Source organism: Ruegeria marina (assembly GCF_900101475.1).
Classification (GTDB): Bacteria; Pseudomonadota; Alphaproteobacteria; order Rhodobacterales; family Rhodobacteraceae; genus Ruegeria_B; species Ruegeria_B marina.
The window spans coordinates 137218-152971 of the sequence record NZ_FMZV01000012.1; the positions used below are offsets into that span (position 1 = coordinate 137218).

At 65.3% G+C, this 15754-nt stretch carries 14 protein-coding genes; 10 read left to right on the forward strand and 4 right to left on the reverse strand.

The window, feature by feature from the left end; all coding sequences use genetic code 11:
- Genes BLT75_RS16415 through BLT75_RS16425 form a run of 3 tightly spaced genes read right to left on the reverse strand, consistent with a single transcriptional unit; the run spans position 1 to position 4104 of the window.
- A complete protein-coding gene (locus BLT75_RS16415) occupies positions 1-2388 on the reverse strand; it encodes a glycosyltransferase family 2 protein (RefSeq protein ID WP_093034127.1) in 2388 nt (795 codons plus the stop codon).
- Positions 2388-3053 carry a sulfotransferase gene (locus BLT75_RS16420; protein ID WP_093034130.1) on the reverse strand — a complete coding sequence of 222 codons (666 nt, stop codon included), beginning with the start codon at positions 3051-3053 and terminating at the stop codon, positions 2388-2390. Before BLT75_RS16420 ends, BLT75_RS16415 begins: the two co-directional genes overlap by 1 nt.
- Before the next feature lies 1 nt (position 3054).
- Positions 3055-4104, reverse strand: a complete 1050-nt coding sequence (locus BLT75_RS16425) for a glycosyltransferase family 2 protein (protein ID WP_093034133.1) — start codon at positions 4102-4104, stop codon at positions 3055-3057.
- A 245-nt stretch (positions 4105-4349) separates the two neighbouring features.
- Here BLT75_RS16425 and BLT75_RS16430 point away from each other — a divergent pair, with 245 nt between their 5' ends.
- From BLT75_RS16430 to BLT75_RS16440, 3 genes are all read left to right on the forward strand, one after another.
- Entirely contained in the window at positions 4350-5258 is a 909-nt protein-coding gene (locus BLT75_RS16430) for an AAA family ATPase (RefSeq protein ID WP_093034136.1), read from the forward strand.
- A gap of 60 nt (positions 5259-5318) precedes the next feature.
- A complete protein-coding gene (locus tag BLT75_RS16435) occupies positions 5319-6584 on the forward strand; it encodes a vWA domain-containing protein (protein WP_093034139.1) in 1266 nt (421 codons plus the stop codon).
- A 120-nt stretch (positions 6585-6704) separates the two neighbouring features.
- Positions 6705-7535: a class I SAM-dependent methyltransferase gene (locus BLT75_RS16440; RefSeq protein ID WP_093034142.1), complete on the forward strand. Its 831-nt coding sequence runs from the start codon at positions 6705-6707 to the stop codon at positions 7533-7535.
- A gap of 138 nt (positions 7536-7673) precedes the next feature.
- On the opposite strand, the gene BLT75_RS16445 is transcribed toward BLT75_RS16440, so the two are convergent.
- Positions 7674-8180: a hypothetical protein gene (locus BLT75_RS16445; RefSeq protein WP_093034145.1), complete on the reverse strand. Its 507-nt coding sequence runs from the start codon at positions 8178-8180 to the stop codon at positions 7674-7676.
- A gap of 282 nt (positions 8181-8462) precedes the next feature.
- Between BLT75_RS16445 and BLT75_RS16450 the strand changes: the two genes are divergently transcribed.
- The 7 genes from BLT75_RS16450 (at position 8463) to BLT75_RS16480 (ending at position 15664) form a co-directional block, all read left to right on the forward strand.
- Entirely contained in the window at positions 8463-9014 is a 552-nt protein-coding gene (locus BLT75_RS16450) for a YeeE/YedE thiosulfate transporter family protein (RefSeq protein ID WP_093034148.1), read from the forward strand.
- A 3-nt stretch (positions 9015-9017) separates the two neighbouring features.
- The gene (locus tag BLT75_RS16455; protein ID WP_093034151.1) at positions 9018-9611 is read left to right on the forward strand and encodes a DUF6691 family protein; all 594 of its coding nucleotides are present in this window, start codon (positions 9018-9020) and stop codon (positions 9609-9611) included.
- 184 nt (positions 9612-9795) lie between these two features.
- The gene (locus tag BLT75_RS16460) at positions 9796-10764 is read left to right on the forward strand and encodes an XdhC family protein (RefSeq protein ID WP_093034154.1); all 969 of its coding nucleotides are present in this window, start codon (positions 9796-9798) and stop codon (positions 10762-10764) included.
- Complete coding sequence (locus BLT75_RS16465) at positions 10761-11762, forward strand: molybdopterin-binding protein (RefSeq protein WP_093034157.1); 1002 nt, start codon at positions 10761-10763, stop codon at positions 11760-11762. Before BLT75_RS16460 ends, BLT75_RS16465 begins: the two co-directional genes overlap by 4 nt.
- A gap of 116 nt (positions 11763-11878) precedes the next feature.
- Positions 11879-12364, forward strand: a complete 486-nt coding sequence (locus BLT75_RS16470) for a (2Fe-2S)-binding protein (RefSeq protein WP_093034211.1) — start codon at positions 11879-11881, stop codon at positions 12362-12364.
- A 50-nt stretch (positions 12365-12414) separates the two neighbouring features.
- Entirely contained in the window at positions 12415-14781 is a 2367-nt protein-coding gene (locus BLT75_RS16475) for a xanthine dehydrogenase family protein molybdopterin-binding subunit (protein ID WP_093029739.1), read from the forward strand.
- Positions 14782-14872: 91 nt separating this feature from the next.
- Positions 14873-15664 carry an FAD binding domain-containing protein gene (locus BLT75_RS16480; RefSeq protein ID WP_093029741.1) on the forward strand — a complete coding sequence of 264 codons (792 nt, stop codon included), beginning with the start codon at positions 14873-14875 and terminating at the stop codon, positions 15662-15664.
- Positions 15665-15754: the final 90 nt, after the last annotated feature.

A 15754-nucleotide genomic window follows, 5' to 3' on the forward strand; every position in this document is an offset into this window, starting at 1 on the left:
TCAGCTCTCCACATCCAGCGCCAGCGCATAGGCCACGCGTTCGGTCCCGCTCAACCGCACCTCCAGCGCCTGTTCGTAAAGCTCCTCGAACTCGGGCATCCCGTGCAACTCATCCGCCTTGGCCCGGTGCCAGTCCAGCCCAGCCTGATGCAATTCGCGCAGGCGGTCATCCTGCATCAGCCGCTCGTACTCCGCCCTTAGCCGCGGCAGGTTGCGCTTGATCGTCACGTCGCGATGGTCGTTCCAGTCCATCCGGATCCAGTAGTTCAACCCGATCGAGCGATCCACATGCAGCGCCCGGCCGCGCTGGCGCTTGACCAGGAAACTCTCGGCGCTGCGCAGCGCGTAATGATTGAGCTGGAGCAGGTCGTAGCCGATGGATTTCTTGGAATTCCGCCAGCCCGTTTTCAGCACCTCGCCTGTCATGTCCTCGCCCGATCCGTTGACCCATTTCACCTTGTCGCTGAATTCCTCGTCCAGCTTGTTGGGCCGGTGGCAGCTGATCTTCTCATAGGCGCCGATATTGCGGAACATGGTCTTGAACCCCCAGACCGTGTGCGGTTTGGGGCAGTATTTCGGCGCGCAGGCGTCGAACTGGTCAATGACGAACTCGTCCTTCAGCCCGGTCACGCCATTATGGCCAAACAGCCGCCAGGTCATCGCCACGTTGGTGGCATCCGGCGCGGCGGCAAAGAAATCATCCAACGTGCCATTGCCGCAGCGGATATTGATGAACTCGTCCACGTCGATATGGATGATCCAGTCGCTGTTCTTCAGCACCGGTTCCTTCAACGCCTGGTTCAGCGCGTATTGCTGGGGCGAGTTGCCCTTCCACTTGTCGTTGTTGCGGTGTTGCAGGACGCCCAGTTCCTGCAGCCTTTGCAGGATCTCGTCGGTGCCGTCGGAACAGTCGTTGGTGTAGATCAGGAAATTGTCGACCCCGATGGCCCGGTGATAGGCCACCCATTCGACGATATAGGGCGCCTCGTTCTTCATGCAGCCCACGATCAGGTTGCCGGTCTTGCCCTTGGCCAGCTTGCGCGGCTTGGCGGGCGTGAACGCGGCGGCCAGCTGTTCCTCGTCCACCGCGCCGATCCGGTTATGCGGCGCATAGGAGGATGAGCGCAGCTTCTCGAAATTCTCCACCGCTGCCGGCGGCATCAGCCGCCGCGCCGCCGGGCTCAGTGTATTGTCCTCGGGCGCGTCCGCCTCGACTACCGCCTCGGCCCGCACCAGCGGTTCGGGCAGGGGGGCGGCGGTGATCTGTTCGGCCCGCGCGCTCAGATGTTCCTCGGTCGTCTTGTCGATCCGCCAACGCGCCGCCAGCAGGTATTGCGAGGCGCGATAGCCGCGCTCGGGGTCGGCCTCGACCCAGGCCACGGGCGCGGGCGGCGGTGCGAAACAGGCCTCGGTCAGCGCCGGATGCTGTGCCGTCAGCGCCGCGTTGGCCGCCCGGAACCGCGCCGACAGTGCCGCCAGCCCGCCCGCGTCGGGCGGCGGGCCGTCGGTCGCCACCTCATCCAAAAGCGCGCGCCACAATTGCCTTGTGACCACCTTGTCGCCACTTGCGATGTATCTCAGCAGGATCTCGTTGAACTGCCGCTGCCGCGTCAGCGTCGCCGCCGGGGGCAGGGCGGGCAGCTCCTCTGCCGCGGCACGTCCGATATTGCGTTCGATCCCGAACATCGCACGCACGAAATCCGTGGCCCCATGCCCGGCCAGAGCCTCCGGGTCATAGGGCAGGAACCGAACTGACCCCGGCCCGAACCCCACTTCCCAGAGCGCCTGCAAAGCGGTGAAATCCAGCCAGAAGGCCGGGCCTTGCGTTTCCTCGAACTGGCCTTTCAGCGGGTCGATCGCGGGCATGCCCGCTAGCGCCGTGTTCCACCAGTCGGGTGCCGCCGCCAGCGCCAGCTCCTGATCCAGCGGCGTGGCCCGCCCCTCGGACACCTGCGCGGCGTAATGCGCCAGCAACAGGCGGGCGGGATCGCCGACCACCGCCACCACCTGCACATCATCGGATAGCGGCGCCAGCAGCTCGCGCAGCCGCGCAATCTCCGACGGGCGGTGCAGCGAGGTCGCCATCTGCGCCGCCGACAGGATCAGCGTCTCGGGCTTTGCCTCCTCCACCTCGCGGGTCAGCGCCTCCATCACCTGCGAGCGCAGCTTCTCCTGCGCCTCGGGCGCGGTGAAACCCCGGTTATAGCGGAACAGGTCCACATGCCCCGGATCGCTGACAGCCATCGCCAGTCGCATGTGGTTGCGGGTGCCGGGACTGCGCGCAAACAGCGCCCCCTGCGCGCGCAGCACATCGCGCTTGGTATCCAGAATACCCTGTATCCGCGCCGCACCGGCCACCTCGGGCCCGATATGAAGGATGATCCGCATCACTCGTCCTGACTGTCTCCCGCGGCCGGGACGGGCTCTGCCTCCTCGTCCGCCGGATTGTCGTTGACCTTGCCCCACCACCGGATCGGCAGGCCCAGAAAGGCGCCGATCTTGGCGGGCGCTTCCTCGTCCAGAATGTCGTATTCCAGGAAATTCGGATTGCCCGCAAACACCTGCCGGCAGAACCGGTTGTGCCCATCGATCCAGCGCACCAGATCCGCCGGTTCGCGCCCATATTTCCCCGGCAGGCCCGGAACATCGAACATCTTCAATCGCTTGCGGCCCAGATTGGTCCAGCGGATCATGCTGTCGGCATGCGCCTCGGGGTCGCGGTGGCTGAGGATGAACTTCACCCCGGGATGCCGCTCGATGATCGCCGACAACAGGCCCCAGTCGGTCTGCGGCCAGCGGTTCAGATCGCCGCCCACCACGTTGATCTCGGTCAGCGCATCGAACTCGTCGAGCCAGTGCAACGGGTCGCCGGTCTCGAAATAGCCGCGATACATCAGGTCGCCCAGGAAATGCCGCGCCACCTCAGGGTTGGCGGACTGGAACTTGCGCACCTTCCAGTCGGCCACCTTCAGCCCCGAGGCGCGCAGGGCCACGCCCAGCGTCGTGGTGCCCGACTTGGGCAGGCCCAGGTTGATGACTCTCAGGCGCGCCACGTCAGAGCATCCCCATCTCTATTAGCATCGCCTCTTCCTCGGGCGGCAGGGTGCGGGCCCGGCGTAGCTGCTCCTGCATCTGCATATAGGCGGGCTGGGCCAGAAGCGCATCGCGCTTCTCACGATGGAGCCGCACTGCCTCGGCATGCAGCGCGCCGATCTCCGGGTCGGCCTTCAGCGCCTTCAGCGCCGCCTCCAGCGACGGCAGGTAACGGGCGATGCTGGTGTCCTGCCAGGCCGGATCGTTGCGCTCGCGCCAATAGGTGTCATCAAACGCCCGGTTCTCGCGGTTCACGTCGCCCCGGTCGTTCTTGACCAGGTAACTGTCCAGCGAGCGCAGCGCGTAATGGTTCAGCGTCGCGAAATCACGTGCGCCCTTGGCGGGGAACTTGCGGATGCGGCGCGGATTGGCGGCGACCAGGAACTTGTGCGGCACCTTGCGCCCCGATCCGTCGGTCCAGGCCAGCGCCTTCTTGTCGCCCTTGCGCTCGCTGAAAAACGGCCGGTGCGCGCCAAAATACTGCAAGGGAAAATCCCTGCGCACCAGCGACTTGACCTCGATCGCGGTCTCGCCGCACCAGATGTCGGGATTGTGGCTGCGGGTGAACTGCGCGATCACCGGCTTGTCCTCGAACGCGTCGATCCCATCGTTGGCAAAGAACTGGAAATGCACCGAGATTGCCGCCGGATCGCCACAGGCCGCGATCAGCGCCGGTATGGTGTGATCGCCCACATGGATGTTCAGGAACTCGTCCACATCCGCGATCCAGACCCAATCGGCGCGCTTCACCACCTGCTGATGGGCGGCGTCCTTCAATGCCTCCATCTGGTAATTGCGCCCCTCGGCCGGGTTCGGCAGATGCACCACCCGCCCCGCCAGCGCCTCCAGATCCCCGCGTGCCGCCAGGGCATCCAGCAGCCGGTCGGTGCCATCGCTGCAATCGTTGGAATAGAACAGGAAATCGGAGACGCCCAAGAGCCGGTTGAAGGCGATCCATTCCAGCAGGAACGGCCCCTCGTTCTTGACACAGGTCACCGCCGTTATCCGCATCGACCGGCCCCGCACCCGCAGGTCACTGATGGATATCTCACTGTCATCGCCTGTCGCGGACGGTTTTTCCGCCCCCTCGTTGTTTCCGAAGTGATGCCATCTGAGCGGCCAAGCGTCAATATTCGCCTAAGCATTCGACTTATGTCGCAGGCCCCAAGGTGCAAAACCGGGTCACAGCCGCTTGACGGCGGCGCCGGGGTGATGCCCCATTGGGCCAGAGCGGGAAACCCGAGCGGAGACAGCAGATGACCCAAGCCCAATCCATCGACGACGTCCAGCAGATGCTGGGCAAACAGGGCTATGTCTGCGGCCGGGCGCTGGCCACGGTGGTCTTCCTGTCGCTGCGCCTCGGCCGGCCGCTGTTTCTCGAGGGCGAGGCCGGCGTCGGCAAGACCGAGATCGCCAAGGCCATCGCCGCCGCACTGGGCCGCCGCCTGATCCGCCTGCAATGCTACGAGGGGCTCGATGCCGCGTCGGCCGTCTATGACTGGAACTTTCCCGCCCAGATGGTCGCCATCCGCACCGCCGAGGCCGCCGGCGGCGCCAACCGCGCGGCCCTCCAGGCCGAGCTGTTCTCGGACGAGTTCCTGATCGAACGCCCGCTGTTGCAAGCGATGCGCCCCGATCCCGCAGGCGCGCCCGTCCTGCTCATCGACGAGCTTGACCGCACCGACGAGCCGTTCGAGGCCTTCCTGCTCGAAGCACTCTCGGATTTTCAGGTCACCATCCCCGAACTTGGCACCATCAAGGCGCCCGAGCCGCCCATCGTCATCCTCACCTCGAACCGCACGCGCGAGGTGCACGATGCCCTGAAACGCCGCTGCCTCTACCACTGGGTCGACTACCCCGATTTCGACGGCGAGGTGGAAATCCTGCACGCCCGCGCGCCCGAGGCCGCCGAAACCCTCTCCCGCCAGGTGGTGGCCTTCGTCCAGACCCTGCGCACCGAGGACCTGTTCAAGAAACCCGGCGTGGCCGAGACCATCGACTGGGCCAAGTGCCTGCTCGCGCTCGACGTGGTCGACCTCTCGCCCGAGGTCATCGCCGACACGCTGGGCGCGATCCTGAAATACCAGGACGATATCCAGAAACTCCAGGGCTCCGAGGCGAAACGCATCCTCGACCAGGCCAGGGCCTCGCTGGAACCCGCATGATGCTTCTTTCTGGTGCTAAATACTCCGGGGGTGCGGGGGCAAAGCCCCCGCGTTGGCCGCATGCCTGAATACGCCCCCCTTGCGCTCCCAGACAATCCGCGTCTGGCGCAGAACATCATCCATTTCGCCCGCGCCCTGCGCAAGGCGGGCCTGCCGATCGGGCCGGGCCGGGTGATCGACGCGGTGCGCGCGGTCGAGGCGGCGGGATTCACCGAGAAACGCGATTTCTACTGGACGCTGCACGCCTGTTTCGTGAACCGCCCCGAACACCGCGCCGTCTTTGCCCAGGTCTTCCGCCTCTACTGGCGCGACCCGCGCTATCTGGAACACATGATGTCGATGATGCTGCCTGCCATCCGCGGCGTGCAGGAGGAACGCAGCGCCCAGGCCGCCGAGAAACGCGCCGCCGAAGCGCTGCTCGACGGGATCCAGCCCGAATTGCCGGAACCCGAACCGGACAAGGAGGGCGAGGAAACCCTGATCGAGGTCGACGCCTCGCTCACCATGTCCGCCGAGGAAAAGCTCAAGACACTCGATTTCGAACAGATGAGTACCGAGGAGGTCGCCCGCGCCAAGCGGATGCTGGCCCGGCTCAGCCTGCCGGTGAAACCGATCCCCTCGCGCCGCAAGCAGGCGGCGGTGCTGGGCCCGCGCATCGACCGCGCCCGCACCCTGCGCGCCGCCATGCGGCAAGGGGGCGAGATGCACACCATCGCCCGGGCCGAACCGCGTCCGCGCTGGCCCAATCTTGTGGTGCTTTGCGACATTTCCGGCTCGATGAGCCAGTATAGCCGGATCATCCTGCATTTTCTCCATGCCGTATCCAATGCCAAGGGGCAGGGCTGGGCCAAAGTGCATGCCTTCACCTTTGGCACAAGGCTCACCAACGTCACCCGGCATCTGCGTCAGCGCGATGTCGATGCCGCGCTCAAGGCTGCCGGGGCCGAGGCGCAGGACTGGGAGGGCGGCACCCGCATCGGCGCCTGTCTGCACGCCTTCAACCGCGACTGGTCGCGCCGGGTGATGGGGCAGGGCGCGGTGGTGCTTCTGATCACCGACGGGCTCGACCGCGACGACCCCGATGCGCTCGCCGCCGAGATGGAGCGCCTGCACCTCTCCTCGCGGCGGCTGATCTGGCTGAATCCGCTCCTGCGCTGGTCCGAATTCGCCCCCAAGGCGCGCGGCATCCGCGCCATGCTGCCCTATGTCGACAGCTTCCGCGCGGGCCACTCCATCGCCTCGCTCGAAGAGCTGGCCGAGGTCATCTCGCGCCCCGACGACGTGGGCGAAAAGGCGCGGCTGCTGGCAGAGCTCCGCGAGGGTTAACCGCAAAGCCACCACACCGCCGGGTTGATGCCATTTGGCCGCCGGCCAGCGGATCAGATCCGGAACTGCACAGACCCCCTGAAACTGTGATATTGTGAATTGGGAAAAAGGGAGAGGCAAATGACCGACGCACAGGAGATTTCCGATCATTGGGGCAAGGGGGACGTCTATTCCCGTATCCTGGAAACGATGGAATTGGCCGGGATTGATCCCAATTCTCTGACCATCGAACAACTCGCACCGGTGGACCATTTCCATGCGCGGGGGTTCCCGGCCACCGTCGAGCTTGCAGATGCTTTGCCAATCCGAGAGGGCGACACTCTCGTGGACATCGGATGTGGCCTTGGTGGCCCGGCCCGATACCTGGCCAAGCGTTTCAACTGTCGCGTCGAGGGGATAGACATCACCGCGCCATTCATCGAAGCCGCCAACAAGCTGAGCGCACTTGTGGGGATGGCGGACGGCGTACGGTGTCAACATGGCGATGGTCAGAAGCTCCCGTACGAGGACGAAACCTTCGATGGCGGATACACCCAGCACGTCCTGATGAACGTGCCGGACCGGAACGCCTTTTTCGCCGAGGCCTTTCGGGTCCTGAAGCCGGGAGCCTTTCTTGCGCTCACCGAACACGGGCTGGGCGAGGTGGGCGAACCGCACCATCCGGTGCCTTGGTCCGAAGACGGTCGCGGGGCCTATCTGATGCGCCCGTCGGACACGGTGGAGGCCCTGCGCACAACCGGATTCGTGAACATCGACGTTACGGATACAGGCGAGAAATACCTGCAAGGATACAAGGCCGCGATGGCACTTGCGGAAAAGGGCGAAGCTCCGGTTTTCGGCACACATATTCTCTTGGGAGAACTGGCGCCGCAGATCGTACAAAACGCCGCGCGCAACATCGAAGAACGACGCACCCAACCGGTTCAGATCGTCTGTTACAAGCCCGAGTAGGCCGATAGCAGACGACCGCACAAGCCGTTCACTATCTCTGAAATTGTTCCTGGCGGGCAAGACCGAGCGTTCCGGTCGCGATACAAAACGGTCAATTGCCCGCCTGGAGCCGGTACAAAACGGTCAAATCGCGCCCGTTTACTCCAATTGCTTGTCGTTGCACTCGCGCGCCATTTCGATGGCCTTGTAGGTGCCCTTGAGGTTCACCGCAAAGGTATAGGCCTTTTCCGGAAACACGATCATCTCGTGTTCCCGGGCCACCGCATCGACTACCGACGGGTCGTCGGTCAGCACGTAACCCCCTGAATATCCACCGGTAATATTTCCGCGCATGCCCGTCGCCTCGCCAATGAAGACCTTGTCGCCCAGCAGGATCGCCACCGCTTCCTTGTCGCCCTGCTTGATGCCGGTATCGGCCTTGGTGAAGACACCGATATAGGCGACGCCCCGGTCGTTGGTCAGGCCCATCTGCACCACGTTCCCGGCCGCGTCCACGGTTTCGATCAGGCAGGATTTCTTGGTCACGTCGACAAAGACATTCCATCCCTCGACGCTTCCGTAGGGTTGAAACTCATCGGCCAGACCGGCCGTGGCGGAAATCGCCAGCCCGGCAAGGGCGAGGCGTATGACTGATCTGGTGGGCATCTATATTTCTCCATAAATACAGTTTGTTATATTATGTCTGGCAGCGTGAAGGCCGCCCCTGACCCTCTCATGCTACCGTGCCGTTTCCGGTCGGGCAAGCGGCCTCGGCGGCCTGGACAGGTGTCCTCGTCCCGTGGCGAAGCGGTGCCGAACCACGTTCGCAACCTGTGTGCCCGGCGTTTGTGATTGCGGCACAAGATCGAGAATTTGATCCATGTCATTCAAACATGAGAATGTTTGTTGTATGCGATTTTTGGAATGTAATTTTGAGGGAGAAAGTACATGCCTGTGAACTGGAAGGTCGGAGGGCTGCTGCTGGGGCTGGTATTCTTCGTCGCCGTACTGCTGGTCAAGCCGATTGGGGTATCGACCCAGTTTGTGATCCTCGACGGCATTATAGGTGACGCGGTGAATCCGGAAATCGTCACGCAGACCGGCGACGGCTTCACCTCGACCAATGCATATCTTGCCAAATCGGGCGGCAAATATGCCAAATCGGTGGCCAATCCGCTGAACTATTCCTTCGTTTTCGTGCTCGCCATGATGCTGGGCGGGTTCCTTTCCGTCATGGCGCGTGGCGGGCTGGACAGCCGCGAACGCAGGATGCCCACGCTGTGGCGCGCCAATTTCGGCGACAGCGCTGTCAAACGGTATGCCGTTGCCTTTCTTGGCGGGTTTGTCGTGCTCTATGGCGCACGGCTCGCGGGGGGCTGCACATCGGGGCACATGATGTCGGGCATGATGCAGACCGCGCTCAGCGGTTACATCTTCGCCGCCGGAGCCTTTGCCGCCGCGATCCCCGTTTCCATCCTGATGTTCCGAAAGGAGGCCTGAGCCATGTCGTCCATTCTTCTCGCTATCGTGTTGGGTGCCGCTTTTGGAGCCGTGCTGGACCGTGTCGGCGCCTCAAATCCCAACCTGATCAACCGCATGCTCAACCTGACCGACCTGCGACTGGCCAAGGCGATCCTGCTGGCGATCGGCACCGGCTCGGCGCTGATGTTCGCCGGTCAGATGCTTGGAGTGGTCGACGTCGGCCACATGTCGGTCAAGACCGCTTACGCAGGTGTCTTTCTGGGCGGTCTCATGCTCGGGGCCGGCTGGGCGGCTTCGGGATATTGCCCCGGCACCGGCGTGGTGGCACTGGCCTCGGGGCGCAAGGACGCCTTGTTCTTTGTCGCGGGCGGCCTGTTGGGCGCTGCGGCCTACATGCTGAGTTACCCGGCGTGGAAAGCGTCGGGGCTGCTGGACAAGATCGCCGGCGGTGCGGTGACACTCGGCACTGTTCCGGGATCGGAATACGAAGGACTGACTGCGCTGCCGGGGGACATTCTCGGGGTGGTTCTGGGGTTCGGTTTCGTGGCGCTCGCCTTTGCTTTGCCGGAACGTCTTGTCGGTCAGGGGCGCCCACATCCGGCGCCCGCGGAATAAGCGGCAGGCAGCACAAGATATTCCGAATGCCGGCATGGTTTCCCGGCTGCCTTTTCGGCATCATGCCAGATTGCGGCCCGGCGTTGCATCCGCGCCGGGCCGTTTGTTGCGCGGACTCTCTGAACCTACTTAGGAAGCATTGAATTGCTGGCTTTCCACGCCATACTGGGCAAGGGAGGCAGGCATGGAACGATTTGACAACAGCCCGGAAACGGCACTCGAATGGCATCGTCAGGGGCTTGGCGCGGCCCTGGCGACCGTGGTCGAAACATGGGGTAGCGCCCCGCGCCGTACCGGGTCGCAACTGGTGATCGGCGGGGACGGCCGAATCCAGGGATCGGTTTCGGGAGGGTGCGTTGAAGGCGCGGTCATCGTCGAGGCGCTGGAGGCGCTGGACGAGGGTCAGGCGCGACTGCTCGAATTCGGGGTCAGCGACGAAGACGCGTTTGCTGTGGGCTTGGCCTGTGGCGGCACCATCCGGGTCCTGGTGGAACCCGTAGGCAAGGTTCTGACCGAGGAGCTGCTGGCCGAACTGGTCGCGGCCCGCAGCGGGCGCGAGGCGCTGGCCTACGAAGTCAATCTGACGACCGGCCAACGCGCGCTGAAGCGTGGCGCCTATCCCGAGAGGATGCGGATGGACCGTTCGGGTTTCGAGGAGGATGGCCAGACCTTCGTTCTGGTCCACAATCCACCGCTCCGGCTGATCGTCGTGGGGGCGGTCCATATCGCGCAGGCGCTGGTTCCGATGGCACGGATTGCAGGTTACGATCCGGTGATCGTAGACCCGCGTGAGGCATTTGCCAGCGAGAACAGGTTTCCCGGCGAAACCATCCTGCATGACTGGCCGGACGAGGCGGTGGCGCGGCTGGGCCTCGATCCACGCACGGCGCTGGTCCTGCTGACCCATGACCCCAAGCTGGACGATCCCGCGCTTGAGGCGGCATTGGCCGCGGACGTGTTCTATATCGGCGCGCTGGGCTCGACGCGTACACATGCCAAGCGGGTCGACCGCCTGCAACAGGCCGGTTTCGCGGAGGCGCAGATCGGGCGCATCCACGGCCCGATCGGGCTCGACATCGGTGCTGCCGGACCGGCCGAGATCGCGGTCGCGATCCTGGCGCAGATGACCGCCGTGTTGCGGGGCAGGGCATGAAGTTCGGACCCGTTGCCGTCAGCACGGCCGAGGGCGCCATCCTTGCCCATTCGGTCAAGGCCGGGGACAGGAAGCTGCGCAAGGGGCTGCGGCTGGAGCCGGGGCATCTTGAACAGCTGGAGGCCGCCGGAATCGAAGAAGTGATCGTTGCCCGACTTGCCGCCGGCGACTGCCACGAAGATGCGGCCGCCCGACAGTTGGCGGCGGCGCTGGCGCCTGATCCGGCTTCGGCCGGCCTGCGCGTGACCGAACCTTTCACGGGCCGGGTCAACCTACTGGCCGACGGGCCGGGCGTGGTGGTGCTGGATGTCGAGGCGATCGAACGGTTCAACATGGTGCACCCGATGATCACCGTGGCGACCGTGCCGCAGCATCAGCAGATGGGACCGGGCGGCATGGTGGCCACGATCAAGGTGATATCCTACGCGGTGCCTCAGGCGGATGTGGACCGGGCGGCGGCGGTGGGCCGCGACGCGATCCGCCTTGCGGCCCCCGTGCAGCGGACCGCCGGGCTGGTCATCACCGATATTCCGGGCGGGCCGGACAACGACAAGGGTATTGCGGCGATCCGGGCACGGGTCGAGGCTCTGGGGATGCAGCTTTGCGACCTGCGCACGGTGCCGCACCGGCAGGCCGACCTGGCGGCGGCGCTGGGGGATATCGACGGCGATCTGCTCATGATCCTGACCGGCTCGGCCACATCGGATCCCGAGGATGTCGCGCCCTCTTCGGTGCGCATGGCGGGTGGAACCATCGAACGCTTCGGCATGCCGGTCGATCCGGGCAACCTTCTGTTTCTGGGGGCGCTCGGGAGCAGGCCGATCATCGGATTGCCCGGTTGTGCCCGCTCGCCAGCGCTGAACGGGGCCGATTGGGTGCTGTCCCGGGTCGCCTGCGGAATCCCGGTGACCGGCCGGGACATCGCGGCCATGGGCGTGGGCGGGCTGCTCAAGGAGATCCCGACACGGCCGCAACCGCGCGCCGGGCGCAAGCCCTGAACATCTGTCCGCATGCACAAGCGGCGGCTCTCGGATTTCCACGATATTTTTGTTCTCAAACCAAATCTGCCGTGTTTAACTCGGCTCAAGCAAGACAATCGAAAAGGGAGGGTTTCATGCCACAGATCTCAATGACTGTGAACGGTCGCGCCGTGAGTGGAGAGGTTGAGGGTCGGACGTTGTTGTCGACGTTTTTGCGGGATCATCTTTCGCTGACGGGGACGCATGTTGGGTGTGACACGGGTCAGTGCGGGGCCTGTGTTGTGCATGTTGACGGTGTTGCGGTGAAGTCGTGCAACATGCTTGCCGCGGAGGCGTCTGGGTCTTCGGTCGGGACGATCGAGGGTCAGGCGGCGGCGGACGGGACGCTGAACGCGCTGCAGCAGGCGTTTCAGGATCATCACGGGCTTCAGTGCGGGTTCTGCACGCCGGGGATGGTGATGTCGGCGGCGGCGCTGCTCAAGGACAATCCGCGGCCGAGCGAGGCTGAGGTGCGGGCGCATCTGGAGGGGAACCTGTGCCGTTGCACGGGGTATCACAACATCGTCAAGGCGGTTCTTGCGGCGTCCGGTCAGGACGTGAGCGGGATCGCGGCGGAATAGGCTGACCGAGAATTTTCGGCGAAAATTCTTTTTCTGGGAGGAGACGAGACATGCCCAAGGACAGTGGCATCGGGGCGAGTTCGAAACGGCGCGAGGACGTGCGGTTTCTGACGGGCGCCGGCAATTACACCGACGACATCAACATTCACGGCCAGGCTTACGTGCATTTTCTGCGCTCGGACGTGGCGCATGGCCGGATCGTGAGCATCGACACGGCGGCGGCCTCGGCGATGCCGGGGGTGGTGCGGATATTCACCGGCGCCGATTTCGAGGGGGTGGGCGGTCTGCCCTGCGGCTGGCAGGTGACGGACCGGCATGGCCAGCCGATGGCCGAGCCCGGGCACCCGGTGCTGGCGCAGGGCAAGGTGCGGCACGTGGGCGACCCGATCGCGGCGGTTGTGGCGGACACGGCCGAGCAGGCGCGGGACGCGGCTGAGGCGATCGGTGTGGAGATCGAGGAGCTTCCGGCGGTTGTCGACATGAAGGCGGCGCTGGCCGGGGACGCGGCCAGGGTGCATGACGATCTGCCGTCGAACCTGTGCTACGACTGGGGTTTCGTCGAGGAGAACAAGGCGGCGGTGGACGCGGCCTTTGACACGGCGGCGCATGTGACGACGCTGGAGCTGGTGAACAACCGGCTGGTGGCCAACCCGATGGAACCGCGGGTGGCGATCGGCGATTATGCGCGGGCGACGGGCGAGTCGACGCTCTACACCACCAGCCAGAACCCGCATGTGATCCGGCTCCTGATGGGGGCCTTCGTGCTGGGCATTCCCGAGCACAAGCTGCGGGTGGTGGCGCCCGACGTGGGCGGCGGCTTCGGCTCGAAGATCTTCCACTATGCCGAGGAGGCGTTCTGCACCTTCGCGGCCAAGGCGATCAACCGGCCGGTGAAGTGGACCTCGTCGCGGTCGGAGGCGTTCATGTCGGACGCGCATGGGCGCGACCATGTGACCAGGATCGAACTGGCGCTGGACGCGGACAACAATTTCACCGCGATCCGGACCGAGACGCTGGCGAACATGGGGGCGTACCTGTCGACCTTCGCACCCTCGGTGCCGACCTGGCTGCACGGGACGCTGATGGCGGGCAATTACAAGACGCCGCTGATCTATGTGAACGTGAAGGCGGTGTTCACCAACACGGTGCCGGTGGATGCCTATCGCGGCGCGGGCCGTCCCGAGGCGACGTTCCAGCTGGAGCGGGTGATCGACAAGGCGGCGCGCGAGCTGGGGGTGGACCCGATCGCGCTGAGGCGGCAGAACTTCGTGACCGAGTTCCCCTATCAGACGCCGGTCGCGGTGGTCTATGACACCGGCGATTACAACGCCACGATGGACAAGCTGGAAGAGATCGCGGACATCGCGGGCTTTGCGGCGCGGCGGGCGGCGTCCGAGGCCAAGGGCAAGCTGCGCGGCCTCGGTGTGAACTGCTATATCGAGGCCTGCGGCATCGCGCCGTCGAACCTGGTGGGGCAGCTGGGCGCGCGGGCGGGTCTTTACGACGCGGCGACGGTGCGGGTGAACGCCACCGGCAGCATCAGCGTGATGGTGGGGGCGCACAGCCACGGCCAGGGCCACGAGACGGCGTTTCCGCAGGTGGTGGCCGAGATGCTGGGCATCGACGAGAGCATGATCGAGATCGTGCATGGCGACAGCTCGAAGATCCCGTTCGGCATGGGCACCTATGGCTCGCGCAGCCTTGCGGTCTGCGGCTCGGCGATGGTGCGGGCGACCGAGAAGATCATCAACAAGGCGAAGAAGATCGCGGCGCATCTGATGGAGGCCTCGGAGGCCGATATCGAGCTGAAGGGCGGCCAGTTCACGGTCGCGGGCACGGATAAATCCGTGGCCTGGGGCGACGTGACGCTGGCGGCCTATGTGCCGCACAACTACCCGCTGGAGGATATCGAGCCGGGTCTGGAGGAGACGGCGTTCTACGACCCATCGAACTTCACCTATCCGGCCGGTGCCTATGCCTGCGAGGTGGAGGTGGACCCCGAGACCGGCAAGGTGACGGTGGAGCGGTTCAGCGCGGCGGATGATTTCGGCAATATCGTCAACCCGATGATCGTGTCGGGGCAGGTGCATGGCGGCCTGGGCCAGGGGATCGGCCAGGCGCTGCTGGAGAACTGCGCCTATGATCCGGAGACCGGGCAGCTGCTCAGCGCGTCCTACATGGATTACGCGATGCCGCGCGCCGATGACGTGCCGTTCTACGCGGTGGATCATTCCTGCGCCACGCCCTGCACGCACAACCCGCTGGGGGTGAAGGGCTGCGGCGAGGCCGGGGCCATCGGCAGCCCGCCGGCGGTGGTGAACGCGGTGATCGACGCGCTGCAATCGGGCGGCAAGACTGTCGCGCATATCGACATGCCGGTGAGCCCGTCGCGGGTCTGGGCGGCGATGAACGGCTGAGACGGCCGGGGGGCGCTGCCCCCCGGACCCCCGGGATATTTTCAGCAAGAGGAAAGGGCAGGGACCCGGAGCCTCTTGGAGGAGGAGCGAGATGTATAATTTCGAGTTTGAGCGGCCTGGCAGCGTGGCCGAGGCGGTCGCGGCGCTGGCATCGGAAGGCGCGCAGGCGCTGGGAGGCGGTCAGACGCTGATCCCGACGCTGAAGCAGCGGCTGGCGGCGCCGGAAAAGCTGGTGTCGCTGGGCGGCATCGCCGAGATGAAGGGCGTCTGCGTCAATGACGACGGCTCGGTCTCGGTGGGCGGCGGCACCCCTCATGCCGAGGTGGCGCGGGCGGCGGCGGCGCATTACCCGGCGCTGGCGGCGCTCGCGGGGGGGATCGGCGACCCGGCGGTGCGCAATCGCGGCACCATCGGCGGCAGCCTGGCCAACAACGACCCCTCGGCCTGCTACCCGGCGGCGGCGCTGGGATCGGGGGCGACCATCGTGACCGACCGGCGCGAGATCGCGGCGGATGACTATTTCCAGGGCCTGTTCACCACCGCGCTGGAAGAGGGCGAGATCATCACCGGCGTGCGCTTCCCGGTGCCGGAGGCGGCGAATTACCAGAAGTTCGTGCAGCCGGCCTCGCGCTTTGCCCTGGTGGGGGTCTTCGTGGCGAAATACGCCGATGGCGTGCGGGTGGCGGTCACCGGCGCCTCGGAGGACGGGGTGTTCCGCTGGTCCGAGGCCGAGGCGGCGCTGAACCAGAGCTTCACCCCCGCGGCGCTGACGGACCTCGCCGTCGACCCCGACGGCATGATCGGCGACCTGCACGGCTCCAAACCCTACCGCGCCCATCTGGTCAACGTGATGACCCGCCGCGCCGTCCAGGCCGCATCCTGACCCGGACGCAAAAACAGCCAAAACCGAAGGCCCCCGCCCAAAAGCGGGGGCTTTTGCGACCCACGGGACAAAAGGCAGGCACTTGGCGGC

Bases quoted from the DNA above. Each gene is read 5' to 3' on its own strand.
- BLT75_RS16415 (WP_093034127.1), bottom strand. From the start codon at position 2,388: ATGCGGATCATCCTTCATATCGGGCCCGAGGTGGCCGGTGCGGCGCGG.
- BLT75_RS16425 (WP_093034133.1), bottom strand. From the start codon at position 4,104: ATGCGGATAACGGCGGTGACCTGTGTCAAGAACGAGGGGCCGTTCCTG.
- BLT75_RS16430 (WP_093034136.1), top strand. From the start codon at position 4,350: ATGACCCAAGCCCAATCCATCGACGACGTCCAGCAGATGCTGGGCAAA.
- BLT75_RS16435 (WP_093034139.1), top strand. From the start codon at position 5,319: ATGCCTGAATACGCCCCCCTTGCGCTCCCAGACAATCCGCGTCTGGCG.
- BLT75_RS16440 (WP_093034142.1), top strand. From the start codon at position 6,705: ATGACCGACGCACAGGAGATTTCCGATCATTGGGGCAAGGGGGACGTC.
- BLT75_RS16445 (WP_093034145.1), bottom strand. From the start codon at position 8,180: ATGCCCACCAGATCAGTCATACGCCTCGCCCTTGCCGGGCTGGCGATT.
- BLT75_RS16450 (WP_093034148.1), top strand. From the start codon at position 8,463: ATGCCTGTGAACTGGAAGGTCGGAGGGCTGCTGCTGGGGCTGGTATTC.
- BLT75_RS16455 (WP_093034151.1), top strand. From the start codon at position 9,018: ATGTCGTCCATTCTTCTCGCTATCGTGTTGGGTGCCGCTTTTGGAGCC.
- BLT75_RS16460 (WP_093034154.1), top strand. From the start codon at position 9,796: ATGGAACGATTTGACAACAGCCCGGAAACGGCACTCGAATGGCATCGT.
- BLT75_RS16465 (WP_093034157.1), top strand. From the start codon at position 10,761: ATGAAGTTCGGACCCGTTGCCGTCAGCACGGCCGAGGGCGCCATCCTT.
- BLT75_RS16470 (WP_093034211.1), top strand. From the start codon at position 11,879: ATGCCACAGATCTCAATGACTGTGAACGGTCGCGCCGTGAGTGGAGAG.
- BLT75_RS16475 (WP_093029739.1), top strand. From the start codon at position 12,415: ATGCCCAAGGACAGTGGCATCGGGGCGAGTTCGAAACGGCGCGAGGAC.
- BLT75_RS16480 (WP_093029741.1), top strand. From the start codon at position 14,873: ATGTATAATTTCGAGTTTGAGCGGCCTGGCAGCGTGGCCGAGGCGGTC.